10 protein-coding genes and 3 pseudogenes are annotated in these 13,173 nt (G+C 53.0%); 7 read left to right on the top strand and 6 right to left on the bottom strand.

Annotated features, from left to right (window positions below):
* Nucleotides 1–46 precede the first annotated feature (46 nt).
* The 4 genes and pseudogenes from VU18_RS01695 to VU18_RS01680 all read right to left on the bottom strand — a co-directional run bounded on the left by VU18_RS01695 (nt 47) and on the right by VU18_RS01680 (nt 4,537).
* The gene (locus tag VU18_RS01695) at nt 47–688 is read right to left on the bottom strand and encodes a bifunctional precorrin-2 dehydrogenase/sirohydrochlorin ferrochelatase (RefSeq protein WP_011229908.1); all 642 of its coding nucleotides are present in this window, start codon (nt 686–688) and stop codon (nt 47–49) included.
* Nucleotides 689–916: 228 nt separating this feature from the next.
* Nucleotides 917–1,486, bottom strand: a complete 570-nt coding sequence (locus VU18_RS01690) for a hypothetical protein (protein ID WP_020279490.1) — start codon at nt 1,484–1,486, stop codon at nt 917–919.
* Between the two features lie 176 nt (nt 1,487–1,662).
* Nucleotides 1,663–2,034 (bottom strand): DnaJ family domain-containing protein, encoded by a 372-nt coding sequence (locus tag VU18_RS01685; RefSeq protein ID WP_013522951.1) that lies wholly within the window; start codon nt 2,032–2,034, stop codon nt 1,663–1,665.
* A 1-nt stretch (nt 2,035) separates the two neighbouring features.
* Nucleotides 2,036–4,537: pseudogene (locus VU18_RS01680) on the bottom strand (putative bifunctional diguanylate cyclase/phosphodiesterase).
* A gap of 344 nt (nt 4,538–4,881) precedes the next feature.
* Here VU18_RS01680 and VU18_RS01675 point away from each other — a divergent pair.
* Both VU18_RS01675 and mreBH read left to right on the top strand, forming a co-directional pair.
* Nucleotides 4,882–5,334: a C40 family peptidase gene (locus VU18_RS01675; protein WP_011229904.1), complete on the top strand. Its 453-nt coding sequence runs from the start codon at nt 4,882–4,884 to the stop codon at nt 5,332–5,334.
* Nucleotides 5,335–5,642: 308 nt separating this feature from the next.
* Nucleotides 5,643–6,650, top strand: a complete 1,008-nt coding sequence (gene mreBH, locus VU18_RS01670; protein ID WP_047757537.1) for a rod-share determining protein MreBH — start codon at nt 5,643–5,645, stop codon at nt 6,648–6,650.
* A 294-nt stretch (nt 6,651–6,944) separates the two neighbouring features.
* Here mreBH and VU18_RS01665 read toward each other — a convergent pair.
* Both VU18_RS01665 and VU18_RS18765 read right to left on the bottom strand, forming a co-directional pair.
* Nucleotides 6,945–8,064: pseudogene (locus VU18_RS01665) on the bottom strand (L-lactate permease); the annotation flags it as partial.
* A gap of 1 nt (nt 8,065) precedes the next feature.
* Nucleotides 8,066–8,618 (bottom strand): L-lactate permease (locus VU18_RS18765; RefSeq protein ID WP_236687248.1); only part of this gene is annotated, 553 nt, incomplete at its 3' end.
* Between the two features lie 461 nt (nt 8,619–9,079).
* Between VU18_RS18765 and VU18_RS01660 the strand changes: the two genes are divergently transcribed.
* From VU18_RS01660 to VU18_RS18760, 5 genes and pseudogenes are all read left to right on the top strand, one after another.
* Nucleotides 9,080–9,805: a FadR/GntR family transcriptional regulator gene (locus VU18_RS01660; RefSeq protein WP_047757535.1), complete on the top strand. Its 726-nt coding sequence runs from the start codon at nt 9,080–9,082 to the stop codon at nt 9,803–9,805.
* A 117-nt stretch (nt 9,806–9,922) separates the two neighbouring features.
* Nucleotides 9,923–10,642 (top strand): (Fe-S)-binding protein, encoded by a 720-nt coding sequence (locus VU18_RS01655; RefSeq protein ID WP_047757534.1) that lies wholly within the window; start codon nt 9,923–9,925, stop codon nt 10,640–10,642.
* A gap of 15 nt (nt 10,643–10,657) precedes the next feature.
* A complete protein-coding gene (locus VU18_RS01650; protein ID WP_047757533.1) occupies nt 10,658–12,088 on the top strand; it encodes a LutB/LldF family L-lactate oxidation iron-sulfur protein in 1,431 nt (476 codons plus the stop codon).
* Nucleotides 12,085–12,807: a lactate utilization protein C gene (locus tag VU18_RS01645; RefSeq protein WP_021321846.1), complete on the top strand. Its 723-nt coding sequence runs from the start codon at nt 12,085–12,087 to the stop codon at nt 12,805–12,807. The genes VU18_RS01650 and VU18_RS01645 overlap by 4 nt, the downstream gene beginning before the upstream one ends.
* Before the next feature lie 123 nt (nt 12,808–12,930).
* Nucleotides 12,931–13,173 (top strand): annotated as a pseudogene (locus VU18_RS18760) (transposase); the annotation flags it as partial.

Genomic DNA, 13,173 nt, shown 5'->3' with positions numbered 1-13,173 from the left:
CAGACGGCTTTTTCTGTAAACGCATCAACAATGTATATCGGGATGCTCATCGCCCTCTTTCTCCTTCCTTGTTTCGCTCTTTTTCTTTCGCCAACAAACGGGTAAACTCCTCCTCCCAGCGCCCACTTTGCCGGAACGAGTCGGCAGCGAGCGCCTGAAACAGCCGCTTCCGTCCCTCAGCGTCCTCCACTTCGCGCAATACGATGCCGCGGGCCCGCTGCAAAAACTCAAGATACGGCCTGTACTCTTCGCCATACTTCTCCTCAAGCTCGCGGCGAATGCGGCGGGCAACCGCCGGACTTGCCCCCCCGGTCGACACGGCAATTGTGAGCGGACCGCGGCGGATGACAGCGGGAACGTGAAAATCACACCGCTCCGGATCATCCACGACATTTACGAGTTGGCCGGATGATGCTGCTTGCGTCACCGCTTCATTCACCTTGCGATCATTCGTCGCGGCAATCACCAAAAAGGCCTCCGCCAAATCGTCTGGGTCAAACCGCTTTTTCTTCCAAACGATCATCCCCCCCGCGGCCAACGCTTGAAGCTCCGGCTCCGCTTCAGGCGCAATCATCACGATTTCCGCCCCTGCCTCTAACAATCCATGAATTTTCCTTGCCGCCACCTTCCCGCCGCCGACAACGACCGCCCGACGGCCGCGCAAATGAAGAATGACCGGGTATCCCATTGCCTCTTCCTCCCCGCCACGAAATCACTTTATGCTAAAATGCACGAATTCCCTCCGTCAACTTTTGGCGATGGGAACATTTGAACACCGCCGTCCCTTTCCTGTTCGTCCAAGCGGTGAAGGAATCGTGGATCAAACACCTGGCCATCCGCTCGGCGCGACGGAGGCGATGTTGAGATAAAAAAGAAGCCGTGCGTCACACGGCCTTTTTTTCATTATATCATCATATCATCCTTCTTTGACTTCCTGAAGCCATTTTGCCAACCGCTCGTTCTCCTTTTTCATATGATCGAGCCATTGCGGCAACAGTTTGGCCATCGCTTCCTTGTCGTTATTCTCCATCGCCTGTCTTGTTTGTTCATGAAGCATATGGAGCCGCTGTTTTTCTTCTTTCGTCATCCAGCGTTTCTTTTTATGTAACTGTTTCAGCTCTTGCTTGAACTGTTCTTTCGTGATTTTTTTGTCAGCAAGCTGGTCGATGAGTCGATCAAGCGCCGCTTCTCGTTCTTTTTTCATTTGCTTGCAATGTGCCTTGATCGCTCGTTTCACCTTTTCGTCATCCAACTGCTGGCGCAGCGTTTTCCGTTCCTCCAGCACTTTTTTCCATTCACCGATCTGCTCTGGCGTGTACGTTTGCACCATTTCCATCCACTTTTGCTCATCAAGCGCCCTGTGCTTCCACATATGGCCGGCCGGCATATGGACATCAACGGCTTCGCCGCTCTGGCCAGCAGCAGCCACCGTCGACGGCATCGTCAGCACAAGGGCGGTGAAAAAAGCTAACCATACGTTTTTCACGATTTCATCACTCCTTTTTTGTCTAGAGATGTTCTTGCTATTTCTTCCATCAAGAGAATGCCCCCGTTCCCTCCTTTCTTTCATTCATCGTCCTCCCTTATTTTCCCCATTTTTTGGCCATTTTTGCATAAAAAATGGGAAGATTGGCTTTTCAGCGAATCTCCCCTTCTTGGCATTCAGCGAAATTTTTCCTCAATGCGCCGCCCGTAGTCGCGCAGCGCCTTCGAATTCGTCTGCCCCCGCTTTTTCATCAATTCGGCCAAACGAAGCTGTTTTTCCGTCCTCTTTTTCTCCAGCTCCCGTTTTTCCTCATCATCCTCGCAGCAACGAAGCAAGTCCTCGAGCGTCAAAAGCTCTTTGCGCAGCTCCGCTTCTTCCCTCACATAGCCGGCGTTTTTCAGCAACAAATACCCGAGCCGCAGCTCCTCTGGAATGCGGGAAAGGTCTTCAATCTCAAGCGGTTTGCCGAAGCCGGGCAAGTTGTCGAACTCGCCGTTTTTCATCGCTTCGCGAATTTTCTCCTCGGCGATGCGCCAAAATCCGTCCATGTTACGTCAGCTCCTGCGCCTGCCGCCTCACGCGCTGCCCGTTTAAGAACCGGACGAGCTCGTCATACGGAAGCGGCGGGGAAAAAAAATAGCCTTGCGCCTCGTCGCACCGTTTTCCTTGCAAATAAGCCGCTTCGGTCTCCGTTTCGACCCCTTCAGCCAGCACCTTTACACCTATATTATGCCCGAGTCGGATGATCGCCGGCAAGATGACATCTTTTTTTGAGTCAGTCAAGACTTTACAAATATTTTACTCACACTCTTTTTTTCCTTGAATATGCTGAACGAACGAACGGTCGATCTTCAGCCGATCGATCGGCAAATCCGTCAAGTAGCTGAGCGAACTGTAACCAGTGCCGAAATCATCCATGCTGATCGTCACACCAAGCCCCTTCAGTTTCGAGAGAATATCAAGCGCACGTTCTGTATCCATGGTCATCCGCTCCGTAATTTCCAGATCTAAATGGTGCGGCGGCAGCCCGGCGTCGGCGAGCAGGCGGGCGAGTTTATCCACAAATCGGCGGCTTTCAAATTCATATGGCGATAAGTTGATGGAAACAGACAAGTCAGGAAAACGATCAAGCAGTTGCTTCGTCTGCTCACAAGCCGTGCGGATGACCCATTCATTGATCGGGATGATCATGCCGGTCTGTTCGGCAACCGGGATAAACAATGACGGCGAAACCATCCCTTTTTCCGGATGGCGCCAGCGAATCAACGCCTCCATGCCGATCACTTGCCGGTCGTGAAGCCGAATTTGCGGCTGATAGTACAATTCAAATTCCTCATTTTCAAGCGCACGCCGCAAGTCGCGTTCCATCGCCATCTTTTCATTGAGACGAATCGCCATCGGCTCCGTGAAAAAGAGAAAATCGCTCGCCGCTTTTTTTCGCGCCTCGTAGCGGGCAATATCCGCCTTGCGAATCAACGTTTTTGCATCCTCCCCATCTTTTGGGTAGACGCTGATGCCGATGTTCACGGTCACATACAATTCCATCCCATTGACGACAATCGGTTCGTCCGCCGCCTCAATGAGCTGTTTCGCCATTTCTTCAGCCTTTTGATGTGTGCTGTTTGGCACCAATGCGATGAACTCATTCCCGCTCCAGCGCCCGACGATCATTCCTTGCTTTTCTTTCCATTCTTGCGCCAAATGGAGGAGCACTTCGTCCCCGACTGCGTAGCCATAAAAATCGTTGATCGTTTTCATCCCACTCACTTCTAAGAATATGACTGCCGCTTCATGGCGATGCTGTTTCGCCTCAACAAGGCAGCGCTCCACCGCTTTATACATCGCCTCCTTGTTCGGCAGCCCAGTCAGTTCATCATGATTGGCGATATAACGCATCCGCTCTTCGTTTTGTTTTTGTTCCGTCAAATCGCGGACGGCGGCCACCGTCACTTTTTCCCCCTCATAATCGTAGCGGCGCCGGACGATTTCCGCTGGAAATGCGGTGCCGTCTTTTCGGCGCAGCTCGATTTCAAAGCGCTCCGGTTCCTCATGCGGACGATTCAGTTTCATGGATCCATCAACGACTAACTCCCCGATCGGCAAATGAATCAGCTCGCTTTCTGAATAGCCAAGCAAACGGCACGCCGCTTCATTGACCTCAACGACTTTCCCATGCGCATAGACGATCAGCCCTTCCATCGTCATTTCCGCCAGCCGCCGCAGCCGATGCTCGTTGGATGCAAGCGTTTTTTGATAGACAGCCAACGCCTTCCGTTCCATTTGTTGATGCAAAGCGAGCAAATAGGCAACCGCCGTCGCCAAAAACATGGCCATCATCGTCCACATCGCCTGTTTCCGCCCTTGCTGCAAATGTTTCTCATACGTTTTGGCATCAAAATCGATGCCAACAACCGCATCCACTGTCCCGTCCGGTTGACGAATCGGCATAAACGCGCTGATGCTTCTTCCCCATTCATCTGTTGTCGGATGCTGTTCCATCGCAAACCGGCCGTGGAACGCCTCTTCGATCTCTGGAAAATGGCGGCGGTAAACCGCCCCAGGTGGAACAGCTTGTTCCTTTTCACCGTCAATGCGGCCGTTCCAATTGTAGTCCGTCGCTGGCGCTGCAACGAAATATAGCTCACCGCGTTCATTCTTTTTTAACGTATACACACTCAACACGCGGCCATAATGTTGCCAACGCTCCAGCACCGCCATCACCATGTGATACGCAGGCAAATGTTCCGCCCTTTCATCGAGCCGTTCGTGCCCCATGGCGGCCAAATCGCCGGCAATCATGCCGGCGATTTGCTTTGCGGCTTCCTCATATTCACGATGTTCTTGTTTTTCAGCATAATGGATATAGATCATTCCTGCCCCTAAAAAAAGCAGGGAAACGGTGGCAAACACAGCAGTCAGTCTCGGCGCCGCCAGCCATGGCGCATCCCCCCAATGCCGTTTTGCCATCCAATGGCCGTATACATAGACACCGCCGACCGTCAAAAAAAGGCCAAAGATATACAAGATATATTCAAGTTGGTTCGACATCATCCATCACCGTCATCGATTCTTCGACGCTTTGCTTTCATTATAAGACGGCCATTCTTCGCACTGCCTCCCTCCACCGTTCCTATTTGTTCGACAGCTTACGACATTCATCTGTCGGCCATAGGACTCGGGTATGAAACACCATTTCCACGCTTACGGCCATAAAGCCAGGTCGGCCGAAACGAAAATATCTATCTATTGGTATAAGCCTTTAGGACGAGGTGCTATATTTGTAACGGCGCTGTAACATTATTTAATCCAACTGTAAAAAACAAGTCTAGTTTCCTCTGCTATACTCTAGTTGAGATACGTCGAATCGGAAAAGATTTTGTCGGGGGTTAGGGGAAATGAAAAAATGGTATTCTCTCCTGTTCGTATCCATGATCGTTCTATTTTCCTCCTTCTTTGTAAGCACTTCCAATTCAGATGCAGCCGCCAACAAAGCACGGCTCATCATCGAAGCGAAAAAGCTGATCGGCACTCCTTACCGATATGGCGGGACGACGCCAAAAGGATTTGACTGCTCAGGATTTGTCTACTATACCCATAAAAAAGTTGGCGTCACCTTGCCTCGCACCTCTCGAGAAATGTACAAAAAAGGTACATACGTACATAAGTCCCAATTACAGCCAGGGGATTTAGTGTTTTTCGACACTTCCAAACAGACGAAAGGCGTCTCCCACGTGGCTATTTACATCGGCAACAATCAAGTCATCCATGCCGTTTCCCGTGGCGTGAAAATCGACAGTTTAAACAGCAGCTACTGGAAAACGAAGTATATCGGAGCCAAACGGCTGTAACAGCTCCGTCGGAAAAGCTCTCTGTCATATTAAGTCCGCTTAATAGACAGGGGGTTTTTATTATGCAAAAAAAAGCGGCCCTCCAAAACCGGAGAGCCCAATGCTATATTTCATAGGGGATCGGGGGAATACTTGGAAAACGTTACGCTATTATTCATTTCCTCCCTTTTCGTTTTTTATACATGAGATCAAAAAATTTTTATGCACGGCGAATGATCCTAGCAGACATAAATGACCGATCTCTGCCGAATAGTATAGATGGCGATTGGTTGTTCGTTCCTTCGCTTCGGCCAAAGGAGGTGTTTCCGTTGTTCGCTTCTTCAGAGCTAGGCATCGATTTAGGCACAATGAACGTTCGGCTGTTCAGCCAAACAAAAGGGATTGTGTTTGACGAACCGGCTGCGGTCGCCTACAACCGCCATACAGGCAAGCTGATGGCGATCGGCCAACAAGCAAAGCAGATGATCGGCAAAGCCCCAGCCCACATCGAAGTCACCTACCCGCTGCAAAACGGCGTTATTGCCGATTTTGAGCGCGCCAAAATGCTGTTGCAGCAAGTATTCAAGCAAGTCGGTAACCCGCTCGGCCTCGCCTTCAAAAAGCCGAGCGTCGTGATGAGCGTTCCGTTTCACGCCACCTCGGTCGAACGCCGCTCGTTTTATGAAATCGCCCAACATTGCGGGGCGAAGCACATCCATTTTATTGAAGAGCCGGTCGCTGCCGCCATCGGCGCAGACTTGCCGGTCAGCGAGCCGGTCGCCAACGTCGTCGTTCATCTTGGAGCCGGCAAAACGGAAGCGGCGATCATCTCGTTGGGCGGCGTCGTCGCCTGCCGCTCGCTCCGCATCGGCGGCAATCGGCTCGATGAAGATATCATTCAATATGTTCGCCAGCGCTACAATTTGCTAATCGGCGAACAAACCGCTGAACAAGTGAAAATCGAAATCGGCAGCACTCCCGGGACGTCTTTGACACAAGGAATGACGATTCATGGCCGCGATGTGGTCACCGGATTTCTTAAAGCCATTTCTCTTGATCCCGCCGAAGTGCAGCATGCCCTGAAAGAATCGCTTCTGCAAATTGCCGAAGCCATTCGCGCCGTTCTTGAAGAATACCCGGCGGAATTGAGCGGGGACATCATTGACCACGGCGTGGTGCTCACCGGTGGAGGCGCCTTGCTTCACGGCATTGAGCAATGGCTTGGCGCCGAGCTGCACGTACCGGTGCATGTCGCTCCCAATCCGTCTGAAGCCGTTGCGATCGGAACTGGGAAAGCGCTGCGGGCAATGCCGAAACAGCTCAGCGCAGCACTTTAGCCTCTGCTGGGCGCCCGCTGGACATTTGGCACGCCTCGAATCGGCATCGCCGCGCCACCTTAAAAGACTAATGCAACATCCAAACAGTCGTTTTCCCCAAACAAGTCATAATGGAAAAGGTGTCCCGCTGCTTTCGGGACACCTTCTTTTTTGCTTCAAACAACCGACATTCGGCAAAAACGCCAGACTGCCGCGTTATGACGTTTTCCGAATTCGCTCTTCCTCCTTTGCCGCCTGTGCTCCTTCGACCGCTTCGATCAACAAATCGACAATACTCGTCCCCCTTTGTGGCCGTTATGGAATCATCCACGACAATACCGTCGATTGCAAGTAAACGAGAACGCCAATCAAGATGATTAAGAACACGCTATGTTTGATCGTGAAGCGGAACAAGTCGGATTCTTTGCCGGTCAAACCGACGGCCGCACAGGCGACAGCGATCGATTGCGGCGAAATCATTTTCCCGACGACGCCGCCTGATGAGTTGGCCGCCAACGCCAGCACCGGATCCATGCCAATCGATGTCGCCGTCACTTTTTGCAGGTTGCCGAACAACAAGTTCGACGACGTGTCGGAACCGGTGATAAACACGCCGAGCCATCCTAAAATCGGCGAGAAGAACGGGAACAACGGGCCTGTTTTGGCCAACGCCATTCCAAGCGTCGTGCTCATGCCTGACGAGTTGGCGATATAGGCAAAGCCGACAACCGAAGCGATCGTGATGATCGGGAATTTCAATTCGTTAAGCGTTTCCACAAACGTACGCGCCCACTCTTTCCACGAGATGCCGATGATGAACTTTGTGACGACCGCCGCCAGCAAAATCGCCGTCCCAGCCGCGCCGAGCAGCTCAAGCTTATACACCGCAGCGATCGGCTGGCCACTTGGGTTCAAAATTTGGTTGTTGAGCCCCGGCACAGGCGGCATAAACGTCAAGTGGACGCCGATAGCGTTGACCAACTTCAACAAGCCGTTTGTCCCTTCATAATGGCCGGTGAGCGCCGCCTTCACTTGCGGGATGCCCCACAGCGAGATCAAAGCCGTCAGCACGAGAAACGGCGACCAAGCGCGGAATACTTCCCCGCCGCGTTGCGTCGCGCGAGCAACTTGCCCAGCGGCCGCCACTTCCGACTCCGTTGCAAAGCGGAATGTGCTTTTCGGCTTCCAATATTTCAAAAAGACAGCCAACGCGACGATCGAAACGAGCGAGGACAAAATGTCCGGCAGCTCCGGTCCTAAAAAGTTCGAGGTGAAATATTGCGTCAGCGCAAACGAAACACCGGAAACGATAATGGCCGGCAACACTTCCATCGTCTTTTTCCACCCGGCCATAATGAGCACGAGATAGAACGGGATGAACACTGATAAAAACGGCAACTGCCGCCCAACCATTTTTGAGATTTCCATCGCCGGCNCGCCAGTCGGTCCTTCCATCGAAATGATTGGAATCCCGACCGCCCCGAATGCCACTGGCGCTGTGTTGGCGATCAAGCAAATGCCCGCGGCATACAGCGGGTTGAACCCCAACCCCGCAAGAAGCGCCGCTGAAATCGCCACTGGCGCGCCAAACCCAGCTGCCCCTTCCAAAAAGGCGCCAAACGAAAAGGCAATCAGCAACGCTTGCAGCCGGCGGTCTTCGGTGAGCGAGACAACCGAATTGCGGATAATGTCAAAGTGGCCTGTTTTCACCGTCAGCTTGTATAAAAAGACAGAGGTGATGATGATCCAGCCGATCGGCAACAATCCGTACACCGCGCCTTGCGTCACTGACATAACCGCTTTTCCAGCCGGCATTCTGTAAGCGATTATAGCCAACACAACAGCAAGCAGCAACGTCGTCAGCCCCGCAACATGCCCTTTCATCCGCTTGACGGCCAACGCCCAAAAGAAATATAAAATCGGAATGAGTGCGACAATCGCCGATAACCAAAGCTGGTCGGCGATTGGTGTAAAATCTTGCTTCCACATGCGGTTTTCTCCTCCCCTTTGTGCCCGACTTGGCGGCGTTCACGAACGGTCATCCGTCCCCTTGATCGTCTCCTCCAGTCATCAGATGACCGGATAAGAACGCCGTCTGTCTCAAATTATAAAAGCGTTTTCAGCAAAAGACAATAGTTGTTTTTGTATTTTTTTGAACTTTCCATCCATTGTGTTTCCCCACGCCGATGTTGACAGAGAACGGGATGACCATCCTGCTTGTCGGTACGGTCGAAGTTTCTTGACGATGTTGACTACGACCCATCCCGTCCCTTTCACACTTCGCCATGCGCGATGGAATCACGTTGGCTTCCCCAAACCGCTGACGCCCTCGGCCGCAAGCAACAAAAAGCGCTTGTCTCGATCCATGATGCTGTATCATAATAGACAGTGCAGGAGATTTCCTTCTTCACAACCGGAAAGCTACTTTAATCGTATTTGAGGTGGATCCATTGGCGTTTAAACGGATTAAAACAAAAAAAATTTACGAAGAAGTGGCCGAAGCCATTTTTGATATGATTAAAAACGGAGAGCTAAAACCTGGTGATAAACTCGATTCCGTTCAGCAGCTGGCCGAACAGTTTCAAGTCGGACGGGCCGCCATTCGCGAAGCGCTCACTGCGTTGAAAGCGATGGGGCTGATCGAGCTCAAACAAGGAGAAGGAACGTATGTGCGCGAGTTTGACCCGACAGTGATGACGTTTCCGCTATCCATTGCTGTCTTGATGAACAAGGAAGATATTTGGCATTTGCTTGAAGTGCGCAAGCTGCTTGAGGCAGGCGCCGCCTCGCTCGCTGCCGCCAAGCGGACAGACCGAGACCTCGATGCGATGACAGAAGCGCTTCGCCAAATGAAAGAAGGGATCGGCAGCGATGAGCTTGGCGAAAAAGCGGATTTGGCCTTCCATATGGCGATTGCGGCGGCGTCGCAAAATCCGATGCTTGTAAGCATTATGAACAGCGTTTCCGGCATGATCGTCGAAACGATGCGGGAGACGCGCCGCATATGGCTGTTTTCGAAACAAACGACAACCGAAAAGCTGCTTGCCGAACACCAAGCTATTTTTGAAGCCATTCGCGACCAAAATCCGGACGCCGCCCGGGCGCGCATGTTGGAACATTTGACCAATGTCGAAAACGTGCTGCGCCGCTACATTCGCACTCAACAACCTGACTGAGTGCGTTTTTTTCTTTTTTTCAAAAAAGGGCTACGAATCTGAAAAAAACATTTTATAATAGACATATAGTCATCAGATGACCCGTTCATTAAGCTCGGTACAAGGGAGGGAGAACCGATGAAAGTCTCGTTATTCATCACCTGCCTCATCGATCTCTTTTATACGGAGGTCGGCAAAGCGACCGTCGAACTGCTCGAACGGCTCGGTTGCAAGGTTGATTTTCCAGAGGCGCAAACGTGCTGCGGACAGCCGGCGTATAACAGCGGTTATGTCAAAGAGGCGAAAGAGGCAATGAAACAGATGATGCGCGCGTTCGCCGATGCCGACTATGTCGTCACCCCATCCGGCTCATGCGCGGCGATGTTAAAGGAATATCCGCACATTTTCCACGGCGACCCGGAATGGGAAGCGGAGGCGAAACGGCTCGCAGCGAAAACGTACGAGCTGACGCAATTTCTCGTTGACGTCCTGAAAGTCGAAGATGTCGGCGCCTCGTTTCACGGGCGGGCGACGTACCATACGTCTTGCCATATGACCCGCCTTCTTGGCGTGAAAGACGCACCGCTCCGGCTGTTGGAACATGTCAAAGGGCTTGAGCTCGTTCCGCTGCCGAACGCCCACCAGTGCTGCGGATTTGGCGGCACATTTTCTGTCAAAATGGGGCCGATTTCCGAACAAATGGTCGATGAAAAGATCGGGCATATCGAAGAAGTGGAAGCAGACTATTTAATCGGCGCCGATTGCGGCTGTTTACTAAACATCGGCGGGCGCATCGAACGGCTCGGCAAGCCGATCCGCGTCATGCATATTGCCGAAGTGTTGAATGCGCGCAACTAAAGGAGGGAAGCGAACATGCCGATGAAAATCGAAAACGGGCCGTTTTGGAAACGGGTCCGAGAAAACTTGGACAACGACTTTATGCGCGGAGCGGTCGCCGGCATGCAAGACCGCGGCTATGTGCGGCGGCTTGGCGTCATCAAAGAGCTCGGCCATTGGGAGGAGTGGCGCTCGCTCGCCGAACAAATCCGAAAGCATACGCTCGAAAACTTGGACTATTATTTAATGCAGCTTAGTGAAAACGTTGCCAAACGGGGCGGCCACGTCTTTTTCGCCCGGACGGCCGAAGAGGCGAACGACTATATCCGCCGCATCGCTTTGGAAAAACAAGCGAAAAAAATCGTTAAATCGAAATCAATGGTCACGGAAGAAATCAACTTAAACCCGGTGCTGGAATCCATCGGCTGTGACGTTGTCGAAACGGACCTTGGCGAATACATTTTGCAAATCGATGACCATGACCCGCCGTCGCATATCGTCGGTCCGGCGTTGCATAAAAACAAAGAGCAAATTCGCGACGTCTTCCGCCGCAAGCTCGGCTATACGAAGTCGTCCGATCCGGTTGAACTCGCCCGCCATGCCCGTGAGATGCTGCGGCGCGACTATTTGACAGCCGACATCGGCATTACCGGCTGCAACTTCGCCATCGCCGAATCGGGCTCGATTACGCTCGTTACGAACGAAGGCAACGCCGACTTGGTGACAGCGCTGCCGAAAACGCAAATTACGGTCATGGGGATGGAGCGGATCGTGCCGACGTTTGAGGAGATGGAAGTTCTCGTCAGCATGTTGACGCGCAGCGCCGTCGGACAAAAATTGACGAGCTACATCACCGTCCTCACCGGCCCGCGCGACGAAGGCGACGCTGACGGTCCGGAAGAGTTCCATCTCGTCATCGTCGACAACGGGCGTTCGTCGATTTTAGGCACGGAGTTTCAACCGGTGCTGCAATGCATCCGCTGCGCGGCCTGCGTCAACGTCTGCCCGGTATACCGCCACATCGGCGGCCATTCGTACGGCTCGATTTACTCCGGCCCAATCGGAGCGGTCTTGTCGCCGCTGTTGGGCGGTTACGACGACTACAAGGAGCTTCCGTACGCGTCCTCCCTTTGCGCCGCCTGTACGGAAGCGTGCCCGGTGAAAATCCCGCTTCATGAGCTGCTCATCAAGCATCGCCAAATCATCGTCGAGCGGGAAGGAAAAGCGCCGGTCGCAGAAAAATTGGCGATGAAGGCGTTTCGTCTCGGGACCGCCTCACCGTCATTGTACCGCTTCGGTACGAAGTTGGCACCAAGCGCCTTCGCCCCGTTTGCCGAAGACGGGCGCATCACAAAAGGCCCCGGCCCACTCAAAGCGTGGACGGAAAGCCGCGAGTTTCCGGCGCCAAGCAAAGAGCGGTTCCGCGATTGGTTTCGCAATCGCCAAAAAGGAGGGAATCCGTCATGACGCGTGGTGCTATTCACAACCGTGACGCGTTTTTAGAACACATCGCCCATCGCCTCGGGAGAGCTCCCCGCCTGTCCGGCGTCTCCCGGCCGCAATGGAGCGATCAGCCGCAATGGAAAGTCTTGGCTGGCTATAGCCAAGACGACTTGTTGGCAGTGCTTCGCGAACAATGTAAACTGATTCACACTGATTACATTGAGACGACAAACGCCGGACTTGCTGGGGTGCTCAAGCAACAAGTCACGGCTTATGGCGGCGGCCCGGTCATCGTGCCGGATGACCCGCGCTTTGCCGAATATGGGCTGTCCGCCTTGCTCGGCGACGAATGGCCCGCAGAACAAACGACCGTCCATATTTGGAATCCGGCGCTTGGACGCCAAAACATTGACGCCGCCGAGCAGGCGAACGTCGGCATCGCGTTCAGTGACATCACCCTCGCCGAGTCAGGGACAGTCGTTTTGTTTTCGCGCAATGAACAAGGGCGGGCCATTCACTTTTTGCCGAAGACGTATATCGCCATCGTTCCGAAAAGCACCGTTGTGCCTCGCGTGACGCAAGCGGCGGCCATCATTCACGAGCAAATTGAAAAAGGCGTCCTCATTCCGTCATGCATCAACTTCATCACCGGCCCGAGCAACTCGGCCGACATTGAAATGAACTTGGTCGTCGGCGTCCACGGCCCGATGAAAGCGGCGTATATCGTCGTCACTGACCGCTGATCAAAACGAAACGGTGCCCATTCTCGATCATAGGGCACCGTTTTTCGTCAATATTGCCGGCTCACATCGACCGCATTGTCAAGCGGTTCGCCGGCTTTTAATGAGGCAAACGCGGTCCAATAGCTGCCGGCCATCCTAGACGACTTGTCGTTTGTCGTCGACGACAATCCCCTTTACCTGCTGGTGCAGCACTTCTTTGCCCAGCACGGGATCCTGTTCGATGTCCGCCAAGTGATCGGCTGACCAACGAGGATCCGGTGTCCGAGGAGTTCCGTCCACTCAAAACCACATTGAGCGATTCAATCGGACGTTTCAAGGCAGCTGCTGATCGACTCACGGATTTGGGGCGGAAGAAGGCTCGGTGTC

The sequence above is a fragment of the Geobacillus sp. ZGt-1 genome, assembly GCF_001026865.1.
GTDB lineage: Bacteria > Bacillota > Bacilli > Bacillales > Anoxybacillaceae > Geobacillus > Geobacillus thermoleovorans.
This window is presented reverse-complemented; position numbering and strand designations above follow the sequence as displayed.